Source organism: Kitasatospora sp. NPDC058115 (assembly GCF_042884635.1).
GTDB lineage: Bacteria > Actinomycetota > Actinomycetes > Streptomycetales > Streptomycetaceae > Kitasatospora.
On sequence record NZ_JBHVTL010000026.1, the window covers coordinates 114,477 to 133,641 of the forward strand.

General features: G+C 76.1%; 17 protein-coding genes. 11 read left to right on the plus strand and 6 right to left on the minus strand.

Annotation, left to right across the window (positions count from 1 at the left end; all coding sequences use genetic code 11):
• Positions 1-189 precede the first annotated feature (189 nt).
• The 3 genes from ACFVVL_RS26435 to ACFVVL_RS26445 all read left to right on the plus strand — a co-directional run bounded on the left by ACFVVL_RS26435 (position 190) and on the right by ACFVVL_RS26445 (position 3,689).
• Positions 190-1,569, plus strand: a complete 1,380-nt coding sequence (locus ACFVVL_RS26435; RefSeq protein ID WP_387679350.1) for a serine hydrolase domain-containing protein — start codon at positions 190-192, stop codon at positions 1,567-1,569.
• A gap of 375 nt (positions 1,570-1,944) precedes the next feature.
• Positions 1,945-2,880 (plus strand): GNAT family N-acetyltransferase, encoded by a 936-nt coding sequence (locus ACFVVL_RS26440; protein WP_387679353.1) that lies wholly within the window; start codon positions 1,945-1,947, stop codon positions 2,878-2,880.
• A complete protein-coding gene (locus tag ACFVVL_RS26445) occupies positions 2,877-3,689 on the plus strand; it encodes a lysophospholipid acyltransferase family protein (RefSeq protein WP_387679356.1) in 813 nt (270 codons plus the stop codon). Before ACFVVL_RS26440 ends, ACFVVL_RS26445 begins: the two co-directional genes overlap by 4 nt.
• A 1,163-nt stretch (positions 3,690-4,852) precedes the next feature.
• On the opposite strand, the gene ACFVVL_RS26450 is transcribed toward ACFVVL_RS26445, so the two are convergent.
• Positions 4,853-6,418 (minus strand): MFS transporter, encoded by a 1,566-nt coding sequence (locus ACFVVL_RS26450; protein ID WP_387679358.1) that lies wholly within the window; start codon positions 6,416-6,418, stop codon positions 4,853-4,855.
• A gap of 136 nt (positions 6,419-6,554) precedes the next feature.
• Here ACFVVL_RS26450 and ACFVVL_RS26455 point away from each other — a divergent pair, with 136 nt between their 5' ends.
• The 3 genes from ACFVVL_RS26455 (at position 6,555) to ACFVVL_RS26465 (ending at position 10,013) form a co-directional block, all read left to right on the plus strand.
• A complete protein-coding gene (locus ACFVVL_RS26455; protein WP_380297008.1) occupies positions 6,555-7,238 on the plus strand; it encodes a TetR/AcrR family transcriptional regulator in 684 nt (227 codons plus the stop codon).
• A 123-nt stretch (positions 7,239-7,361) separates the two neighbouring features.
• Positions 7,362-8,321 carry a prolyl aminopeptidase gene (gene pip / locus ACFVVL_RS26460; protein ID WP_380297006.1) on the plus strand — a complete coding sequence of 320 codons (960 nt, stop codon included), beginning with the start codon at positions 7,362-7,364 and terminating at the stop codon, positions 8,319-8,321.
• A 147-nt stretch (positions 8,322-8,468) separates the two neighbouring features.
• On the plus strand, positions 8,469-10,013 hold the full coding sequence (locus ACFVVL_RS26465; protein WP_387679362.1) for an esterase/lipase family protein: 1,545 nt from the start codon (positions 8,469-8,471) through the stop codon (positions 10,011-10,013).
• Between the two features lie 15 nt (positions 10,014-10,028).
• Here ACFVVL_RS26465 and ACFVVL_RS26470 read toward each other — a convergent pair whose 3' ends face one another.
• Positions 10,029-10,595: a MarR family winged helix-turn-helix transcriptional regulator gene (locus ACFVVL_RS26470; protein WP_387679365.1), complete on the minus strand. Its 567-nt coding sequence runs from the start codon at positions 10,593-10,595 to the stop codon at positions 10,029-10,031.
• Positions 10,596-10,683: 88 nt separating this feature from the next.
• Between ACFVVL_RS26470 and ACFVVL_RS26475 the strand changes: the two genes are divergently transcribed.
• Both ACFVVL_RS26475 and ACFVVL_RS26480 read left to right on the plus strand, forming a co-directional pair.
• Positions 10,684-12,066, plus strand: a complete 1,383-nt coding sequence (locus ACFVVL_RS26475) for an MFS transporter (protein ID WP_387679368.1) — start codon at positions 10,684-10,686, stop codon at positions 12,064-12,066.
• Positions 12,063-13,070 (plus strand): YdcF family protein, encoded by a 1,008-nt coding sequence (locus tag ACFVVL_RS26480; protein WP_380296999.1) that lies wholly within the window; start codon positions 12,063-12,065, stop codon positions 13,068-13,070. Before ACFVVL_RS26475 ends, ACFVVL_RS26480 begins: the two co-directional genes overlap by 4 nt.
• 249 nt (positions 13,071-13,319) lie before the next feature.
• Here the strand turns inward: ACFVVL_RS26480 and ACFVVL_RS26485 are convergent, their stop codons facing one another.
• Complete coding sequence (locus ACFVVL_RS26485) at positions 13,320-13,862, minus strand: PaaI family thioesterase (RefSeq protein WP_380298521.1); 543 nt, start codon at positions 13,860-13,862, stop codon at positions 13,320-13,322.
• 247 nt (positions 13,863-14,109) lie between these two features.
• Here ACFVVL_RS26485 and ACFVVL_RS26490 point away from each other — a divergent pair, with 247 nt between their 5' ends.
• Complete coding sequence (locus tag ACFVVL_RS26490) at positions 14,110-14,793, plus strand: DUF6445 family protein (RefSeq protein ID WP_387679373.1); 684 nt, start codon at positions 14,110-14,112, stop codon at positions 14,791-14,793.
• A gap of 84 nt (positions 14,794-14,877) precedes the next feature.
• Here ACFVVL_RS26490 and ACFVVL_RS26495 read toward each other — a convergent pair whose 3' ends face one another.
• Positions 14,878-15,516 (minus strand): endonuclease, encoded by a 639-nt coding sequence (locus ACFVVL_RS26495; RefSeq protein ID WP_387679375.1) that lies wholly within the window; start codon positions 15,514-15,516, stop codon positions 14,878-14,880.
• Positions 15,517-15,568: 52 nt separating this feature from the next.
• On the opposite strand from ACFVVL_RS26495, the gene murQ reads away from it, so the two are divergent.
• Positions 15,569-16,510 carry an N-acetylmuramic acid 6-phosphate etherase gene (murQ, locus tag ACFVVL_RS26500; RefSeq protein WP_387679418.1) on the plus strand — a complete coding sequence of 314 codons (942 nt, stop codon included), beginning with the start codon at positions 15,569-15,571 and terminating at the stop codon, positions 16,508-16,510.
• On the opposite strand, the gene ACFVVL_RS26505 is transcribed toward murQ, so the two are convergent.
• Both ACFVVL_RS26505 and ACFVVL_RS26510 read right to left on the minus strand, forming a co-directional pair.
• Positions 16,497-17,009, minus strand: a complete 513-nt coding sequence (locus ACFVVL_RS26505; RefSeq protein WP_387679378.1) for an isochorismatase family protein — start codon at positions 17,007-17,009, stop codon at positions 16,497-16,499. The two genes, murQ and ACFVVL_RS26505, sit on opposite strands and share 14 nt — an antisense overlap.
• 6 nt (positions 17,010-17,015) lie before the next feature.
• On the minus strand, positions 17,016-17,681 hold the full coding sequence (locus ACFVVL_RS26510) for a TetR/AcrR family transcriptional regulator C-terminal domain-containing protein (RefSeq protein ID WP_387679381.1): 666 nt from the start codon (positions 17,679-17,681) through the stop codon (positions 17,016-17,018).
• A gap of 157 nt (positions 17,682-17,838) precedes the next feature.
• On the opposite strand from ACFVVL_RS26510, the gene ACFVVL_RS26515 reads away from it, so the two are divergent.
• Complete coding sequence (locus ACFVVL_RS26515) at positions 17,839-19,143, plus strand: MFS transporter (protein ID WP_387679384.1); 1,305 nt, start codon at positions 17,839-17,841, stop codon at positions 19,141-19,143.
• Positions 19,144-19,165: the final 22 nt, after the last annotated feature.

A 19,165-nucleotide genomic window follows, 5' to 3' on the forward strand; every position in this document is an offset into this window, starting at 1 on the left:
GGCCCGCGGGAGGGCGGGGTTTGCGGGGTCGGACCGGGGCTACCGGTGGGGGACAAATTGGGTGCACCCCCCCAGGGGGGCGCACTTGGTGGGGGCCGGGGGGCCTGGGCCCCGCGGCACGAACCCGACCGAACCCGATCGGGCCCGACCGGACCTGCCCGAACCCGCCCGCACCACGCAGAGGACCAGATGACCGACCTGTCCGACGAACTGCTTCCCGCCACCCGCCGCGCACTGCTGCACCGCCTGGCCGTCGCCCAGGCCGAGGGCCGCACCCCCTCGATGGTCGCCGCCGTGGTCCGGGACGGGCGGCTGGTCTGGAGCGGCGCCCGCAGCATGGTCGACGACCACGCGCCCACCACCGACGTGCAGTACCGGATCGGCTCGATCACCAAGACCTTCGTGGCCGTCCTCGTGCTGCGGCTGCGCGACGAGGGACTGCTCGACCTCGCCGACCCCGTCGAGCGCCACCTGCCCGGCACCCCCGCCGACGGCGCCACCGTCGCCCAGCTGCTCTCGCACTCCGCCGGCCTCGCCTCCGAGACCCCGGGCCCGTGGTGGGAGCGGACCGACGGCGCGCTGCGCCCGGCCCTCGCCGACCTGCTGGAGGAGGAGCGGCCGCGCCGCCACCCCGCCGGGCGGCTGCACCACTACTCCAACCCCACCTACGCGCTGCTCGGCGCGCTGGTCGAGCGGCTGCGCGGCGAGCCGTGGGGCGAGGTGCTGCGCCGCGAGGTCCTCGAACCCCTCGGCCTGGACCGCACCACCCTGCTCCCCGAGCCCCCGCACGCCGGCGGCTTCGCCGTCCACCCCTGGGCCGACGTGATGCTGCCCGAGCCGCTCACCGACACCGGGCTGATGGCCCCGGCCGGCCAGCTCTGGTCCACCACCGCCGACCTCGCCCGGTGGGCCGCCTTCCTGGCCGACGGCGACGAGAAGGTGCTGTCCGCCGGCACCCTGGCCGAGATGCGCCGCCCCGCCGTCGCCCCGGACACCGACGACTGGACCGAGACCTACGGCCTGGGCCTCCAGTTGATCCGGCACCAGGGCCGCACCCTGTTCGGGCACAGCGGCTCGATGCCCGGCTTCACGGCCGGTCTCTGGATCAGCGAGGCCGACGGCCTGGCCGCGGTCGCCTTCGCCAACGCCACCCACGGCGCCCGCACCGGGCAGGTCACCGCCGAGCTGATCGCGATCACCGCGGAGCACGAGCCCCGCCTCCCCGAGCCGTGGCGCCCGCTGCCCGAGGTCGACGAGCAGCTCCTCGCCCTCACCGGCCCCTGGTACTGGGGCGCCGCGCCGCACACCCTGCGGCTGGCGGCCGGGCGGGCGCTGGAGCTCTCGGTGCTCGGCAGCGGCGGGCGCGCCTCCCGGTTCCGCCCGGAGGAGGACGGCACCTGGACCGGCCTGGACGACTACTACGCGGGCGAGACCCTGCGCGTGGTGCGGGCCGCCGACGGCTCGGTCAGCCACCTGGACATCGGCTCCTTCGTGTTCACCCGCGAGCCCTACGGGCCGGCCGAGGTCGTCCCGGGCGGCCTCGACCCGCGGGGCTGGCAGGCCTACTGACCACCCCTCGGGCCCGCCGTGCCCCGCCGCCCGTCCGCGCCCGGCCGCACCCCGCCGGGTACCGGGGTGCGGCCGGGCGCGGCGGGCCGCTGTCATGGCAGCGGCGAGGCCCTGCCGCACTCCCGCCCCGGAATCCACCCCCTGCAGCGGAGGACGGGGCGACGCGCCGGTGCCCAACAGATGTCCCGCACACGTCGGGTGGTCGCATTCAGCAGGTGCACATCTGCGCTCCGCCGAACCGCAACGTGGATGCCAGCCGACTTGGAGAGACATACGGGTGCCGGTCCGCGGACCCGTCGACCGTACGGGCCTGACGGGGCCGGCGCCACGGAACCCCGTGGCCGTCGTCGTCCGTGCTGCCCTGGAGGGTCCGCCATGACCACCGTCCCCTCGTACACTCCGCCCGCAGTCACCCCCGCCCGGGCCGCCGCGGTGCCCGCCGCGCGCCGCGACGGCGCGTCCGGCTCCGCCTCGGCCGTCTACACCGTCTCGCTGGCCCGCGACGAGGACGACGTCCGCGCCGCCCAGCGGCTGCGCCACCAGATCTTCGCCGAGGAGCTCGGCGCCACCCTGCACAGCACCGACCCCGGGCTGGACGTCGACCCGTTCGACGAGTTCTGCGACCACCTGCTCGTCCGCGAGGGCGAGGACGGCGCGGTCGTCGGCACCTACCGCCTGCTGCGCCCCGAGGCCGCCCGCCGGGCCGGCCGGCTCTACTCCGACGGCGAGTTCGACCTCTCCGGCCTCGCCCCGCTGCGCGACGGCCTGGTCGAGCTCGGCCGCTCCTGCATCGCCGCCGAGCACCGCGGCAACGGCGCCGTCATCAACCTCATGTGGGGCGGCATCGCCCGCTACCTCGCCGACACCGGCAACACCTGGGTCGGCGGCTGCTGCTCGATCTCCCTGGAGGACGGCGGCGCGACCGCCGCCCGGGTGTGGGACACCGTCGCCGCCAAGCACCTCGCGCCCCGGGAGTACCGGGTCACCCCGCACCGCCCCTGGGACGCCACCGGTGTGACACGGGCCGAGAAGGCGCCGCTGCCGGCCCTGCTCCGCGGCTACCTGCGGCTCGGCGCCTGGGTCTGCGGCGAGCCCGCGCACGACCCGGACTTCGACTGCGCCGACCTCTACGTGCTGCTGTCGCTGGAGCGCACCGACCCGCGCTACCTGCGGCACTTCCTCTCCGGCGTGGGCGGCGTCGGCACGGCGGCCCCGGCTGCGGGCCCGGCTGCGGGCCCGGCTGCGGGCCCGGCCTCGGGCTCGGCCTCGGGTTCGGCGGCCTCGGCCTCGGGCTCGGGAGAGGTCTCATGAGCGTCTGGCTGCCGACGGCCTCCTGCACGCCGGAGGCCTGCCTGACCGACCCGGCGCCCACCGTCGCCCTCCCCCGGCGGGTCCTGCGGCTGGCCGCCTGCCTGGTGGTGCTCACGGCCGGCCTCGCGCTCAGTCTGCCCGCGCGGGCGCTGCCGCGCGGGCCGCGCGACCGGCTCGCCCGGTTCTGGGCCCGCGGCCTGCTCGGCTCGCTGGGGGTCGCGGTGCGGATCGGGCCCGGGTCGGGGGCCGAGGGCGGAGTGCTGCTGGTGGCCAACCACGTCTCCTGGCTGGACATCCCGCTGATCGCGGCCGCCCGCCCGGGCCGCTCGCTGGCCAAGACCGAGGTGCGCCACTGGCCGGTGCTCGGCCCGCTGATCGCCTGGGGCGGCACCGTCTTCCTCGACCGCGACCGGCTGCGCACCCTGCCGGTCACCGTCGCCGAGGTGGCCGCCACCCTGCGGGCCGGCCACCCGGTGATCGTCTTCCCGGAGGGCTCCACCTGGTGCGGCCGGGAGAGCGGCCGTTTCCGCCCGGCCTTCTTCGAGGCCGCCGTCCGCTCCGGCACCCCCGTCCAGCCGGTCGCGATCCGCTACCGGCTGGCCGACGGCCGCCCCACCAGCGCCCCCGCCTTCGTCGGCGAGGACGGCCTGCTCACCTCCCTCGCCCGGGTCGTCGCCGTCCGGGGCCTGGTCGCCGAGCTCGCCTTCCGCCCGGCCGTCGAGGCCCCGCCCACCGACCCGGCCCGCCCCTGGGAGGCCCGCAAGTCCCTGGCCCGCACCGCCCAGAGCGCAGTGGAGGGCATCCGCTGAAGCACCCCCGCCCCGGCCCCACCCGGCCGGGCCGACGGGCCGCGACCAACCGCGCGCACCACCGAGGCCACCGACCCGCAGCCCGCGGGGAAGGCCACCCGCTGAAGCGCCCCCACCCCCGGCCCCGGCCCGGCGGGGCCGACAGGCAGGGGCGCGTACCGTGCACCAGCAGGACCACCGGAACCGCAGCCACCACCGGGGCCGCCGCACCCGACGGGCGGCGGCCCGTTCAACCCGGCAACCGAGCCGCCCTGCCCTGCTCCCGGCAGATCCCGAGCCACACCGCCCACAGCACAGCGAAGGCCACCCGCCGAGGCACCCGTACCATGCCCCGGCCCGGCCCACCGGGGGCCGGCGGCCGCCGGGGCCCATGCGGCGCGCGGTCGGGCGAGAGCCCGCAAGCCTCGACCCACCACCCCGCGAAACACGGTGACGGAAGGCACCCCGCCAAGCCCCGCTAACCCCGGCCACGGCCGGGACGTCCCGCCCGGTGGGGTCGGGAGCCGTGACAGCCGGCAGTCTGCGGCGGGCCATGCGACGCGCGCCCAGGCAAAGACGCGCACGTCAGTCCCGGACCCCGAAGCACGCTGCAGAGCACCCCGCCCGGCAGGGCCGGGAGCCCGGGCGGCAGGCAGCAGGCCATACGACGCACGGCCAGGCAAAGGAGCAAGTCCCCCAAGCATGGTTGGAGGCACCCCGCTGCGCCCCAGCCCCGGCCAGACATCCCGCCCGGTGAGACCGGGGCGGCCGGCGGCGAGCGGTGGCCCGCTCGGCACACGGCCAGGCAACGCCTGCCAGCCCCTGACCCACCATCACCCCGCTCAGCACGCCACAGAGCACCCCGTTTACGCCCCGGCCCTGGCCCGAACACCCCATCCGGCGGAGCCGGGAGGTGGGGGCGGCGGCGACGGGCGGCGGACCATGCGGCGCAGGGCCAGGCAAAGACCCCAGCCCCAGCCCCGGGCGGCGGGCGGCGGGCGGCGGGCCCCGAAAGCCTCTGATCCACCCACCGCCCCCGTGAAGGACACCCGCTACACCCCGGTCCCGGCCCGCACGTCCCGCCCCGTGGGGCTGACAGCCGGGGCGGGCAGTGGTCGGTGCGGCGACGACCAGGCAAGGCCCGCGAACCCCCGGCCCCCCGGAGCACGCTTCGGAGCGCCCCGCTACACGCCGGCTCCGGCCGGGACGTCCCGCCCGCTGGGGGCGGGAGCCGGGGCGGCCGTGCCGCGCAGCAGGAGGGCGACCAGGACCGCGGCGACCGCCAGGGCCGCCGAACCGCACCGCAGGGCGAGGTGGATGCCGTCGGTGAAGGCGAGTTCGAAGGCGGCCCGCAGCGGGGCGGGGAGGGGGGCCGCCGGGCCCGGGGCGCCTGCCGCGGACAGGGTGTCGGCGGGGCGGCCCAGGGTGTCGGACGGGAGGCCGAGGCGGGTCAGCGAGGCGGTCAGCGCCGTTGTCAGGCGGTGGGTCAGGAGGGCGCCGAGGACGGCGATGCCGAGGACGCCGCCGAGTTCGCGCAGGGTGTTGACGGTGGCCGAGGCGGTGCCCATCCGTTCCGGGGCGACCCGCTGGAGGACGGCGATGGAGACCGGCGTGAAGGTCATCCCCATACCCAGGCCGAGCACGAACAGCGTCCACAGGTACTCGGCGTAGCGGGCGTGCTCGCCGTACAGGGACAGCCCCGCGAGGCCCAGCGCGCACAGGGCGGTGCCCAGCACCAGGGGCGGCCGGGGACCGTGGCGGCCGGTCAGCCGGGCCGAGACCGGGCCGGCGACGACGATCATCGCGGTCATCGGCAGAACCGCGAGTCCGGCCGCCGTCGGTGACCAGTCCAGCACGCCCTGCATCAGCAGCGGCAGGAAGAACAGCGCACCGAACATCCCGAAGCTCACCATGAACCCGCCGAGCAGCGCGCCGCCGAGCACGCCGTCGCGGAACAGCCGCAGGTCCAGCATCGGATCGGCGATCCGCCGTTCGAGGAGCAGGAAGGCCGTCAGCAACAGCACCGCGAGCACCGCCGTGGTGAGCACCCGGGCGTCGGTCCAGCCGCGCTCGGGGCCCTCGACCAGGGTGTGGACGGCGGCGCCGAGGCCGGCCGCGGAGAGGACGAGGCCGCCGAGGTCGACGCGGCGCGCCCGGCCCGGGACGACGGGCAGCACCCGGCCGGAGAGGACCAGCGCCCCGATGCCGATCGGCACGTTGATCCAGAAGACACTGGCCCAGCCGAAGGCCTCCACCATGGGTCCGCCGACCACCGGGCCGACCGAGAGCCCGAGCGCGGAGACGCCGGACCAGGTGCCGATCGCCCGGGTGCGTTCGCGTTCGTCGGTGAACACGTGCCGCAGGATCGCCAGGCTGCCGGGGGTGAGCAGGGCGGCGCCGACGCCCTGGAGCATCCGCGCGGCGACCAGCGCGCCGACGCTCCCGGCGAGCGCGGCGCCCGCCGAGCCGGCCGTGAACAGGGCGAGGCCGAGCCGGAAGACGGCGGTGCGGCCGTAGCGGTCGCCGAGCGCGCCGCCGGTGAGCAGCAGGGCGGCGAAGACCAGGCTGTAGCCCTCGGCCACCCACTGGAGGCCGGTGATGCCCGCGTCGAGGTCCCGGCCGATCCGGGGCAGGGCGTTGCCGACGATGACGTTGTCCAGCATGGACATGAACATGGTGATGCAGAGCGTCGCGAGCGCGAGCCGTCGGCGGCGGGCGCCCGGCGCCGCGCTCCCCCCGGTCTCCCCCATCGGATGGTCCTCCCGGTTCGGTCACAGAGAGCCCCTAACGGCGTTAGGGGCTGGTTCGACGGAGGACAGCGTGCACCTAACGGTGTTAGATTGCAAGCGCGATCGCAGCCCGCCCGACGAGAACAGCGAGGACCGCATGCCGGCCGACCAGGACGACCCCGCCCCGCCCGCAGTCACCCGTGAGGGGCTCGCGCAGGCCGCGCTGCGGGTGCTGGAGCGCGACGGCCTGGCCGGCCTGTCGATGCGCAAGGTCGCCGCCGAGGTCGGGGTCAAGGCCGCCTCGCTGTACTGGCACGTCCGCAACAAGGAGGAGTTGCTTGACCTCCTCAACGACGCGCTGATGGCCGGCGTCGAGGCCCCGCCCCGCACCGGGGACTGGCGCGTCCAGCTGCGCGGCTACTGCGAGCGCTACCGCGCCCACCTGCTCGGCCGGCGGGACGCGGCCAAGGTGGTGGCGGGCCGCCTCGCCCCCGGGCCGAACCTGCTGCACCTGATGGAGGACCAGCTCGGCCGGCTGCGCGGGGCCGGCTTCTCCGCCCCGGACGCCGCGATGGTGTCCTACCTGCTCGGCGCGTACGTGCAGGGCTTCGTGCTCCAGGAGCAGTCACCGATGGCCGCGGCGGAGACCACCGGCACCGGCCGGCGCGAGCTTGCCGACGCCGCCGCCGAGCGGTTCCGCGCCCTGCCGCCCGCCGAGTTCCCGCACCTGGTCGCGATGGCCGGTGACCTCACCGGGCCGGACCTCGATGCCCGGTTCGCCTTCGGCCTGGAGCGCATCCTCGACGGGCTGGCCGCCCTGCTGCCGCCCGAGCGCCGCTGACCGCCGCCCTCCCGCCCGCTCCCCCGCTCGCCCCCGCCCACCCGAAACCGTTCGACCGCCACCAGGCGGGGGCGCTAGGGTCCGGACGCCCGCAGACGTCCGGCCCGCCGAGGAGGCACCCGCATGACCGCGTTCCACCCCGTCGGCGAGCCCTGCGCGGAAGGCCTGCTGGATGTCGGAGACGGCCAGCGGATCCACTGGGAGGTGTCCGGCAACCCGGCCGGCAAGCCCGCCGTGGTCGTGCACGGCGGACCGGGCTCCGGGCTGAACGCCGGCGCCCGGCGGTACTTCGACCCCGAGCGCTACCGCCTGGTGTTGTTCTCCCAGCGCAACTGCGGCCGCAGCGAACCGCACGCCGCCGACCCGGCGACCGGCCTGGAGCACAACACCACCGCGCACCTCGTCGCCGACCTGGAGCGCCTGCGCGAGCATCTGGGCATCGGGCGCTGGCTGATGTTCGGCGGCTCCTGGGGCTCCACGCTGATCCTCGCGTACGCCCAGGCGCACCCCGCGCGGGTGTCGGAGATCGTGATCAGCGCCGTCACCACGACCAGGCCGGAGGAGATCGACTGGCTCTACCGGGGCGTCGGCCGCCTGCTGCCGGGCCCGTGGGAGGCCTTCCGCGACGCGCTGCCGCCCGAGGACCGCGACGGCGACCTGCTCGTCGCGTACGACCGGCTGCTGAACGACCCGGACGAGTCCGTCCGCCGCGCGGCCACCACCGCCTGGGCGACCTGGGAGGACGCGGTGATCGCCCACGAGACGACGGGATCGCCGAACGCCTACACGGCCAGGCCCTCCGAGGCGCTGACGGCCTTCGTGCGGATCACCGCGCACTACTTCTCCCGCCGGGCCTTCCTGGAGCCCGGCCGGCTGCTGCGCGACGCGCACCGGCTGGCCGGCATCCCGGGGGTGCTGATCCACGGCGCCCTCGACCTCGGCAGCCCGCTGGACACCGCCTGGCAGCTCGCCAAGGCCTGGCCGGACGCCGAGCTGACGGTGATCCAGAACGCCGGGCACACCGGCTCCCGCGCCACCGGCGAGGCCGTCCTGGCGGCGGTCGAGCGCTTCGCGAAGGGGTAGCCCCACACGGGCAGTGACGGGCCATCAACGGTCCGGAGCCGGGGGGTGACAGGCCGGCCCCGGCCGCCGACACTGGGGGGAGAAGCTCCCATGTCAACGGGTCGGCCGGCGCCGGCCGGTGCCGGCCGCGGAGAGGGCAGGCCGGCCATGAGCACGCCGTCCGCCGGGCTCCCGATCGTCTACGTCCGGGGATACGCCGGAGGCAGCCCCGGGATCGAGAAGGCCGTGACGGATCCGTTCTACGGATTCAACCAGGGCTCGACGCACATCCGCGTCGGCCGCGAGGACAACCCCGTCCTCTACCAGTTCGAAAGCCCCTTACTGCGCCTGCACCTCGACGAGGAGTACGACATCGTCGTGGAGGGGCGCCCCGGTCCGGCGGAGGAGGCGCCCCACCCCAGGAGCATCTGGATCCACCGCTTCTACGACGTCTGCTCCCCCACCTTCGGCGGCCGGCCGGAACCGTTCAACCTGGAGACGGCCGCCCGGGACCTCCTGGCCCTGATCGAACGGGTGCGGAGCAGGACCGGCGCACCCCGGGTCAACCTGGTCGCCCACTCGATGGGCGGACTGATCTGCCGTTGCCTGATGCAGAAGATCATCCCGGAGGAGCGCGGCGAGCACGCCACCGCCTACGTGGCGAAGCTGTTCACCTACGGAACGCCACACGGCGGCATCACCTTCGCCATCGGGTTCGGGATCCCGGAGGCGCTGCGCGACCTCTTCAACTTCAACGGCTCCGACGTCTTCGGGCCCCGGCGGATGTACCAGTACCTGACGCCGCACGCCGACCCGGACGGACCTCCCGACGACTGGCACGCGGTGGACATGCCGGACGACGACGGCAACACGCCGGTGGACGTCGGAGGCTTCCCGCTCGACCGGGTGTTCTGCATGGTCGGCACCGACGCCGATGACTACGACGTCGCCCACGGCATCTCGGCCGCGGCGGTCGGCCCGCGCAGCGACGGCCTGGTGCAGATCGAGAACGCGCAGGTCACCGGCGCCAACCGGGCCTTCGCCCACCGCAGCCACAGCGGCCGCTACGGGCTGGTCAACTCCGAGGAGGGCTACCAGAACCTGCGCCGCTTCCTGTTCGGCGACCTGCGGGTGCGCATCGACCTCGCCGACGTGTCGCTGCCCGGGGACGACACCGTCTGGCAGGCGGAGGCCCGGCTCTCGGTGCGCGGCCTGCCGGTGCTGATGAACGAACGCGCCGCCGCGCACTCGTGCCCGATCCAGCTCTCCGACCCGACGAAGGAGAGCCGGCGCACCCGGCCCGCCCTGACCGGGGACGACGCCGTCCCGCTGGCGACCACCTTCCTGTCGACCCGGCTGCCGCGCCCGCAGGAGGGCGGCCCGCTGCGCTTCATCCTCGACCTCGACCTGCTCTCCCTGCACGAGCAGCGCGGGCTGTTCCGCTTCCGCGACCACGTGGAGACGCCCGACTTCACGGACACCCTGATCATCGACGTGCAGCCGACGGCGCCCGGCTCGCCCCCGGACGTCTGGGCGCGGTGGAACTCCGAGGTGCCCGGAGCGATCCGGGACCTCAGCCCGATGGGCGAGCCGCTGCCGGACGAGGACCCGTCGGAGGGCTCCTGGACGGCCCGCATCCCGCTTCCCGCCACCACCGCGCCGATCCTCGGCGACGACGCCAGGGTCCGTCTCAGGATCGACCCCTGGTGTTAGGACGCGTCCTGCGGGTCAGCCGTGCCAGCCGGTCTCCGGGCGGTCGGTGCGGGTCTCCGGCGCCGGCTGCTCGGCGGCCAGCAGCACGCGGCGCAGCAGGTCGGAGAGCTGGCGCCGTTCGGCCGGGGAGAGGACGCCGAGCAGACGCTGCTCCTCGCGGCCGACCACGTCCAGCGCCTGCTGCCAGGCCAGCCGGCCCGCCTCGGTGAGCTCCACGTCGACCCGGCGGCGGTCGTCGCCGGAGGGCGTGCGGACGATGAATCCCCGCCGCTCCAGCGCCTCCAGACGGCCGGTCACCGAGGCCGGCGCCAGGTTGAGGTCGGCGCGCAGGTCGGAGGGGGTGGCCCGGCCGCCGCGGCCGGCCAGGCCGTGCAGGGTGTCGAACTCGTGCTTCTGCAGGCCGTAGTCGGCCACGCCCTGCTCGCGGACCCGGCCCAGGTGGCGGGTGAGCTTGCTCATCCGGGTGACGGCGCCCTCGACGTCCGGGTCGAGGTGCGGAAGCACCGGCCGCCAGCGTTCGACGTGGCCGTCGGTCCAGTCGCGGGGCCGTTCGGCCGCCGCCCGGGGGGTCGCGCGTGTCATGCCCCCGAGTCTAGGCGTCCGTGAGCTGCGGGTTTCCGCCGTCAATATTTCGTTGCCGAAACTTCGGCACCGAAATACAGTGCTCCCCGTGACCCTGCTCCAGCACCCGCTGCGCTCGCGCGGCTTCCGTCTGCTCTTCCTGGGCCGGACGATCTCCACCCTCGGCGACGCCGTCGTGCCCGCCGCCCTCGCCATCGCCGTCACCCGGGCGACCGGCTCCTCCGGTGCGCTCGCCCTCGTCCTGGGCTGCGCGATGGTCCCGCGGCTGCTGCTGCTCCCCCTGGGCGGCGTGGTCGGGGACCGCCTCGATCCCCGGCTGGTCGCGCTCGTCACCGACCTCGTCCGGGCCGCCGCCCAGGTCGCCGTCGGCCTCGAACTCCTCGGCGACCAGCCCCGGCTGGTGCCGATCGCGGCCGCCGAGGCGGTCGGCGGCATCGCCTCCGCGTTCGCCATACCGACGGCCACGCCCCTGGTCGCCGCCACCGTCACGGGGCCGCAGCGGATGCGGGCCAACGCGCTGCTCGCCTCGGCCTCCAACGCCGCCCGGCTGGGCGGCCCGGCCCTCGCCGGGGTGCTGGTCTGGACGGCCGGGCCCGGCTGGGCGTTCCTGCTGGACGGCGCCTCCTTCCTGGTCAGCGCGGCGCTGCTGACCCGGCTGCGGATCCGGCACACCCCGGGTGAGCGCCGCTCGCTGCGCACCGACCTGCTGCGCGGGTGGAGCGAGGTGCGCTCGCGCGACTGGTACTGGACGAGCCTGGTGGGCCACGGCGTCTGGAACGGCGCCGCCGCCGTGCTGCTCACCCTCGGCCCGCTGATCGCCACCCGGCACCTCGGCGGGGACGGCGTGTGGATCGCCATGACCCAGGCCGGCGCGTGCGGTGTGCTGGCCGGCTCGCTGCTCGCCGGGCGGTACCGGCCGCGGCGGCCGGTGCTGGTCGCCAACCTGGGCCTGGCCCTGTACGCCCTGCCGCTGGCCGCCCTCGCGGTGGCGGCCCCGGCACCGGTCACGGTGAGCGCGTACGCGGTGGCGATGACCGGGCTCGGCTTCCTCAACCCGGTGTGGCAGACGACGGTGCAGCAGGAGTTCCCGCCGCAGGTGCTGGCCCGGGTGACGTCCTACGACTGGCTGCTGTCGCTCGCCGCCGCCCCGCTCGGGTACACCCTCGCGCCACTGGCCGCCGACGCCTGGGGCAGCACCGGTCCGCTGCTGGTCACCGCCGCGCTGGTCGCGCTCGCCTGCGCCGGCACCGCGGCCGTCCCGGGCGTCCGCCGGATCGGGCGGACGGCGGGGGCGGGGGAAGCGGCGGAGGCGGAGAAGACTGCGGAGGCGGGGAAGGCGGCGGAGGCCGCGCCGCAGCCCGAGGCCGAGACCGCGGGCAGGGCGGTCCGGACGGGAACCCCCGGCGGGCATCGTGCCGACGGGGAGGCCCCCATCGACGCCGGCCCGCGAAACCCTACGATACGGTCATGATCGCCTATGCCCCAGCGGCCTTCTTCTTCCTCCTCTGCGGGATCGGGGTCCTTCGCGACCGGCGCCGGTTCAGCAACGCCGTCCTGCTCGGCATCGCGGTCTCGCTCCTCGCCCTCGCCCTGATCGCCGAACTGCGCCGGGCGCCCACGCTGGTGGCCGAGCTGGCGGTGGCCCTGATCGCCCTGCTGCCGACCGTCGGCACGGCCGCCCTGGTCTGGTTCCTGCTCTCCAACGGCATGACGATGATCCGCAAGGAGGGGCGGCGCCCGGCCAACCTGCTGTCGCTGCTCGCCGGCCTCGGCATCCTCGGCCTGATCGTCCTGTTCGCCGCGGCGGTGCTCACCGGGTCCGAACGCATCGGCATCCTCGCCGCGACGGCGCTGCTGGTGGTCGGCTACATCTCCTTCCTCTTCGTCTGCTTCGTCGGCTACGCCTTCCTCTACCAGCGCCACGCGCCGCGCGGCGACGTCGACTTCGTGGTGGTCCTGGGCTCCGGGCTGATCGGCGGCGAGCGGGTCCCGCCGCTGCTCGCCAGCCGGCTCGAACGCGGCCGCGACCTGTACGAGAAGCAGGCCGCGCGCGGCAACCCGCCGGTGCTGATCACCTCCGGCGGCCAGGGCCCGGACGAGAAGCTGCCGGAGTCCCACGCGATGGCGGACTACCTGGTCGAGCGCGGCTTCCCGGCCGATCACCTGGCGCGCGAGGACCGCTCGCGCACCACCGAGGAGAACCTGCTCTTCAGCAAGGCCATCATGGAGCAGGCCAAGCCCGACTACCGCTGCGTCGTCGTCACCAACAACTTCCACGCCTTCCGCGCCGCCCTGACGGCCCGCAGGACCGGTGTCACCGGCCAGGTCTGCGGCTCGCCGACCGCCCGCTACTACTGGCCGAGCGCGACGATCCGCGAGTTCGCGGCCGTCTTCCTCTCCCACAAGCTGATCAACCTGGGCATCTGCGGCTTCCTGGCCGTCTGCGGCCTGCTCGCCGCGGCCTTCGGCGCCTAGGGTCTGTCTCTTGGATCCTTGCCGGGTCCGCGACGCCTGGGCACGCACCTCGCCGCGTTGTCGTCAGTCGCCAATGCTCCGCAGTGGCTCCCTCCTCCGCCTTGCGATGCACGCACCCAGACGCCGCGGCCTGATCCGACAAAATCCAAGAGACAGACCCTAGTCACGCGCGCCGGTCCCCCGACGGGCCCCGGTGGTCACCCCCGCGCAGCAGCGCCGGGGGTGACCACCGGGGCCCGTGCGCGTGGGTCAGTCGGCCCGGCGCGGGGTCAGGATCGCGCAGGTGGTGGTCGCGTGCGCGTACAGCCGGCCGTCCTGGCCGCCGAGGATCCGCGCCTCGGCGGTGGCGATCGTCCGCCCCACGTGCAGCGCGACCCCCTCGCAGCGCACCTGCCCCGAGTCGGCGAACAGCGGCCGCACCATGTGCACGTTCAGCTGCGTGGTGGTGTAGCCGACGCCGGCCGGCAGCCGGCTCATCACGGCGCAGCCGAGCGCCGAGTCCAGCAGGGTGGCCAGATAGCCGCCGTGGACGGTGTTCATCGGGTTGAAGAGGTGATCGCCGAGCGCGCCCTCGAACGCGGCCGTCCCGGGCCCGGCCTCCACCAGCCGGAAGCCCATGGTGCTCCCGATCGCCGGCTGCGGGATCCGGCCGGCGATGATCTCCCGGAGGATCTCCTCGCCGGTGAGGTGCGGGAACGCCGAGATGGGCGGACCGGCCCGCCACTCGTGGGTGCGGGTGCGCGGCTCCCCGTCGGCCGACGGCCCGGCGGGATCGATCTCGAAGGTGGTCATGCCACCACCCTTTCCCGCCGCCCGGCGCGCGTTCAAGGGTGACCTCGTTCACGTTCCGCCCCGCCGGCGCGCCACGGCGGTGCTGGCCGGCTCCGGGCGGCCGGGGACGGACGCCCGCCCCCGTGGTGACGGGCCGCCGGCGGGCGGTGCTGACCCCGGCTCCGTTCCCGCCGCCCGTGGTGACCTTGACGAAAGGTTGACCTGCTCACGGCAGAACGTTGGGGGCGGCGAATCCTATGGTCGGCCCATGCCTCCACTGCCCGCCGGACGGACCGCCCACCTGCCCGTCCTGCCCTACCGCAAACCCACCCCGGGCCGCGACTACTGGGTCTTCGACGACGTCCTGCCCGACCCGGACGCCGTACGGCGCCGCTGCCTCGACCGGAACGACTGGGCCGAGGGCTACCCCTACCGTCCGGAGACCTGGCCGGGCCTGCGGACCATGCCCGGCCTGGAGCCCGCCGAGCTGGCCCGGGTCGAGGCTCTCGTCCGCCGGGCCACCGGGGCGCCGCGGCTCTGGGTGCAGAGCGCCCCGGGCGGCGGCACCCTGAACCACAACTGCGTCCAGCTCGTCGGCGCCGGCGAGTCGGAGCCGCGCCCGCACACCGACTCCCGCGCCCTCTGCCGCTACGCGGCCGTCCTCTACCTGAGCCCCGGAGCCGCCGAGGACGCCGGTACCGGCTTCTACCGCCAGCAGTTCCCCGGCGGCCGGCTCGGCGGCAACCTGGTCGCCGCCCCGCACACCAATCTGGTCGAGGCCCTCGGCACCCGCCGCGTCCCCGCCGACGCCTTCACCGAGGACGTCCGCGTCCCCAACCGCTACAACCGCCTGCTCGTCTACCACGCCAACCTGATCCACAGCGCCACCTCGTACCACGGCCTGACCCTGGAGGAGCGCCGCATGACGGCGGTCTTCTTCTGGATGGCCTGAACCCGGGCGGCCGGGCCTCCCGGGCGGGTCGGCCTCCCGGGCAGCCGGGCCTCCCGGGCGGCCCCGGCGCCGGCCCGGGCACGGCTACGCCGCCCGGAGTTCGCCGGGCCGGACGCGGCCCAGGCTGAAGCGGGTGAGGGCGGCGGCGAGGCGGGCGAGGTCGCGCGGCGGAGCGAGGGCGGCGAGGGCGGCCGGGGTGCGGGGCAGGCCGAGGTCGGCCGCCGCCCTCAGGGCGCGGTCGTCGAAGGACGGGCGCAGGACCGGCCAGACCGCCTGGGCCTCGCGGCAGAAGATGCCCGAGCCGACCGGGCCGATCCGGGGGAACACGCGGAGCAGCCCGGCGATGCGGGCGGGATCGCCCCCGGCCTCGTCGCGGAGCCGTCGCAGGTCGCCGTGCCAGCGGTCGAGGAGCAGGTCGGCGCCGCGGCCGAGAGCGGTCGCGGTGCTCTCGTCGTAGCGCACGTAGTGGGCGCGGCCGAGGGCGTCCACCCTGGTCTGCCAGTGCGCGGCGGCCATGGCCTTCGGGGTGCGCAGGCCCGCCGCGGAGAGCTCCCGGGCGGCGGCGACGGCGAGGTCGGCGCTGATCCGCACCGAGCTGAGCGTGGTGAGCACCAGCAGCCGGTAGAGCGGGGACGGGGTGTCGCGGAGCGTGATGCCCGCCTCGTCGGCGTAGGTGCGGCCGAAGCGTTGCAGCAGGGCGGCGACGGTCTCCTGGTGGCCCATGGCCGGCCTCCCTTCCTCGCCCGACCGGCACCTGCCCGGGTTGGCGGCGGTCATGCGCGGGGAGGGGTTCGGCATGGAGAACGCCGACCGCCCGGTGACCGAGCAGGTCCGGCCGCAGTGGGCCGGCCTCGACCGGCTGGGGACACTGGAGCTGCTGCGGCTGCTGAACGCCGAGGACCGCACGGTCGCCGGGGCGGTGGCCGGGCAGCTGCCGAGGATCGCCGTGGTGGTGGACGCGGTCGCCGGGCGGATGGCCCGGGGCGGGCGGCTGGTCTACGCGGGCGCGGGGACGGCGGGGCGGCTCGGGGTGCTGGACGCGAGCGAGTGCCCGCCGACGTTCAACACCGCCCCGGGCCAGGTGGTGGGCGTGATCGCGGGCGGCGCACGGGCCCTGGTGCGCGCCGTGGAGGGCGCGGAGGACCGCCCGGAGCTGGCGGCCGCCGATCTGGCCGCGCTGGCGCTGACCGCCGAGGACACGGTGGTCGGCGTCTCCGCCTCCGGCCGCACGCCGTACACGGTGGCCGCCGTGCGCGGCGCCCGCGCCGCCGGGGCGCTGGCCGTGGGGCTGGCGGGGAGCGCCGGGTCGCCGCTGGTCGCGGCCGCCGAGCTGGGCATCGAGGTGGTGACCGGGCCGGAGGTGGTGGCCGGGTCGACCCGGCTCAAGGCGGGGACGGCGCAGAAGCTGGTGCTGAACCTGCTGTCCACGGCGGTGATGGTCCGGCTCGGCAAGACGTACGGGAATCTGATGGTGGACGTCCGGGCGGGCAACGCCAAGCTGCGCGACCGGGCGCGGCGGATCGTCACCGAGATCACCGGCACGGACGAGGAGACCGCCCGGCGGGCGCTGGCGGCCACCGGCGGCGAGGTGAAGGACGCCGTCCTCGTCGTCCTCGCCGGGGTGGACGCCCCGGCCGCCGCCCGGCTGCTCGCCGCGGCGGGCGGCCGGCTGCGCGAGGCGCTGGAGCTGGCCCGCGGCGGCCTCAGCCGAGACTGACGCCGCTGCGGTCGACCACCTCGCCGAAGCGGGGCAGCGAGAGGGCGACGGAGGCCCGGTGCTCCTCCTCGGTCAGAGCCGTCATGGCCTCCTCGACGAACACCAGCCGGTAGCCGTGGTCGGCGGCCGCGCGGGCGGTGGACTCGACGCCGAGGTTGGTGGCGATGCCGCCGAACACCAGGGTGTCGACGCCGCGCTCCCGGAGCCGTTCGTGCAGGCCGGTGCCGTGGAAGCCGCCGATGGTGCGCTTGACGACGGTCTCGTCGGCCAGTTCGGCGACCTCGGGGAGCAGGTCGCTGCCCGGCGGCTGCTCGGCCACGCCGGGGCGTTCGACCCGGATCGCGATCACGGGCGCGCCGGCCGCCCGGAACGCCGTGGCGAGGTCGAGCGCGGCGGCGACCGCCTCGTCGCCGGGGCGCGGGGCGAGCGGCAGGGCGGCGATCCGCTCCATGAGGTCGACGAGGACGAGGGCGGTGCGGGCGGGGTCGAGGGTGCGCATGGTCGGTCACCGTAGTGGACCGGCCGCGGCCGCGTCCCCGGTATTCCCGGCCTCGCGGGCGATCTCGGCCCGGAAGCCCTCGATCAGCACGCGCAGGCCGTACTCGAAGTCGGCGTCGTGGTCGGTCATCCGCAGCACGTCGGCCGCCTCCCGCAGCAGCGGCAGGCCCTGCAGCGCCTCGTCGGGGAAGGGCGCACCGTCGCGCCGTTCGGCGTCCTGGCGCCAGGCCTGCTCCTCGGTGACCCAGCCCATCAGGTAGCGGTCGACGGTGAGCAGCAGCCGCAGGGCGGTGCGCGGGCGCAGGCCCGCCCCGCACAGTGCGCGCAGCTGGGCCTCGACGGCGGGCAGTTCGCCGGCCGTGGGCAGGGTGCCGGCGTGCACCCGGGCGCCGTCGCGGTGGGCGAGCAGGGCGCCGCGCTTGGCCCGGGCGTCGGCGGCGATCCAGTCGGGCCAGTGCTCGGGGCCGGGTTCGCGGTCGTGCGGCAGGGCCTCGGCCAGCATCGCCTCCGCCATCAGGTCGAGCAGTTCGCGCTTGCTCCTGACGTGCCAGTACAGGGCAGGGGACTGCACGCCGAGCTCGCGGGCGAGGCGGCGGGTGGTGAGCCCGTCGATGCCGACCTCGTCGAGCAGCCGCAGCGCGGTGCGCACGACCTCGTCCCGTGTCAGCGCCATGGTGTTCCGCCCTTCCGGCGCCCTCCGGCGCCCGTGCCGGCCGCCCGGTTATTCGCTTGGCAGCCCACTTTATCGCTGCTAAGTTCCGGACCGGCTTTATCGGTGATAAGGACGGCGGAGCCGCGCCGCCGCACCCCCGGAAGGGACCGACACACCCATGACGACCCCCGGAACGGGCCCGCGCCGCCCGTGGTCCCGGCTGCTGCCGAACACCGCGCCCTGGCGGTCCTCTGCGGACTTCCGCCTGGTCTGGACGTCCGGCGCGGTCACCATGCTGGGCTCGGTGTTCACCCTCACCGCGATCCCGCTGCAGATCGCCGACGCCACCGGCTCGCCGCTCGCGGTGGGCGCGGTCGGCGCGGTGGAGCTGGTGCCGACGGTGCTGTTCGGCCTGTACGGCGGGGTGCTCGCCGACCGCCTCGACCGCCGCACGGTGGCCCTGGCCACGGAGGCCGCGCTCGCCGTGCTCAGCGCGCTGCTGCTGCTCAACGCGCTGACCGGTGCCCCCGCGCTCTGGCCGCTCTACGCGGCGGCCGGCTGCGCCGCCGCCCTCCAGGGGATCCAGCAGCCCTCGCTGGAGGCGATGGTCCCCCGGCTGGTGCCGCACGACCAGCTGCTCGCGGCGGGCGCGCTGCTCTCGCTGCGCTGGACCGTGGTCGGACTGGCCGCGCCCGCCGCCGCGGGGCTGGTGATCGCCACCGCCGGGGTGCGCACCGCCTACCTCCTCGACCTGGCCACCTTCCTGGTCTCGCTCGCCCTGCTCGCCCGGCTCCGCCCGCTGCGCCCGGCCCGGGAGGAGACGGCGCCCGCGCTGCGCGCGTTCACCGAGGGCGCCCGGTACGTGGCGCGCCGGCCGGACCTGGTCGGCACCTACCTGGCCGACCTCGCCGCGACCGCCTTCGCCCTGCCGACCGCGCTCTTCCCCTTCCTCGCCGACGGCCTGGACGCCCGCTGGGCGCTCGGCCTGCTCTACTCGGCCTCGGCGGCGGGCGGGCTGCTCGCCGCCGCGACCAGCGGGTGGACCGCACGGGTGCACCGGCACGGGCGGTTCGTCCTGCTGTCCTGCGCGGCGGTGGGCGCGGCCACGGCGGCGGCCGCGGCGGGCTCCGGCGTGGGGGCGGTGCTGCTCTGCCTGGCCGTCGCCGGCGCCGCGCACTGGGTGGGCGACACCTTCCGGGGCGCGATCTGGAACCGGTCCGTCCCGGACGCGCTGCGCGGCCGCGCCGCCGGGCTGGAGCTGCTGACCGGCACCTGCGGTCCGGCCCTCGGCGACCTGCGGGCGGGTGGTCTGGCGGCCCGCCAGGGCGTCCGGGCCGCGCTGCGCACCGGCGGCCTCGCCTGCCTGGTGAGCGGCGGGGTGCTGGCCGCCGCACTGCCGGCCCTGTGGCGGTACGACGACCGCACCGATCCGCACGTCGCGGAGGTCCGGGCGGCCCGGACCGGGGAGGCCGGCCCGCCCTGACCGACGGGCCCTCCCCCGCCGG

Bases quoted from the DNA above. Each gene is read 5' to 3' on its own strand.
- murQ (WP_387679418.1), top strand. From the start codon at position 15,569: ATGCGCGGGGAGGGGTTCGGCATGGAGAACGCCGACCGCCCGGTGACC.
- ACFVVL_RS26455 (WP_380297008.1), top strand. From the start codon at position 6,555: ATGCCGGCCGACCAGGACGACCCCGCCCCGCCCGCAGTCACCCGTGAG.
- ACFVVL_RS26435 (WP_387679350.1), top strand. From the start codon at position 190: ATGACCGACCTGTCCGACGAACTGCTTCCCGCCACCCGCCGCGCACTG.
- ACFVVL_RS26470 (WP_387679365.1), bottom strand. From the start codon at position 10,595: ATGACACGCGCGACCCCCCGGGCGGCGGCCGAACGGCCCCGCGACTGG.
- ACFVVL_RS26450 (WP_387679358.1), bottom strand. From the start codon at position 6,418: ATGGGGGAGACCGGGGGGAGCGCGGCGCCGGGCGCCCGCCGCCGACGG.
- ACFVVL_RS26465 (WP_387679362.1), top strand. From the start codon at position 8,469: ATGAGCACGCCGTCCGCCGGGCTCCCGATCGTCTACGTCCGGGGATAC.
- ACFVVL_RS26480 (WP_380296999.1), top strand. From the start codon at position 12,063: ATGATCGCCTATGCCCCAGCGGCCTTCTTCTTCCTCCTCTGCGGGATC.
- pip (WP_380297006.1), top strand. From the start codon at position 7,362: ATGACCGCGTTCCACCCCGTCGGCGAGCCCTGCGCGGAAGGCCTGCTG.
- ACFVVL_RS26515 (WP_387679384.1), top strand. From the start codon at position 17,839: ATGACGACCCCCGGAACGGGCCCGCGCCGCCCGTGGTCCCGGCTGCTG.
- ACFVVL_RS26445 (WP_387679356.1), top strand. From the start codon at position 2,877: ATGAGCGTCTGGCTGCCGACGGCCTCCTGCACGCCGGAGGCCTGCCTG.
- ACFVVL_RS26485 (WP_380298521.1), bottom strand. From the start codon at position 13,862: ATGACCACCTTCGAGATCGATCCCGCCGGGCCGTCGGCCGACGGGGAG.
- ACFVVL_RS26495 (WP_387679375.1), bottom strand. From the start codon at position 15,516: ATGGGCCACCAGGAGACCGTCGCCGCCCTGCTGCAACGCTTCGGCCGC.
- ACFVVL_RS26510 (WP_387679381.1), bottom strand. From the start codon at position 17,681: ATGGCGCTGACACGGGACGAGGTCGTGCGCACCGCGCTGCGGCTGCTC.
- ACFVVL_RS26440 (WP_387679353.1), top strand. From the start codon at position 1,945: ATGACCACCGTCCCCTCGTACACTCCGCCCGCAGTCACCCCCGCCCGG.
- ACFVVL_RS26505 (WP_387679378.1), bottom strand. From the start codon at position 17,009: ATGCGCACCCTCGACCCCGCCCGCACCGCCCTCGTCCTCGTCGACCTC.
- ACFVVL_RS26490 (WP_387679373.1), top strand. From the start codon at position 14,110: ATGCCTCCACTGCCCGCCGGACGGACCGCCCACCTGCCCGTCCTGCCC.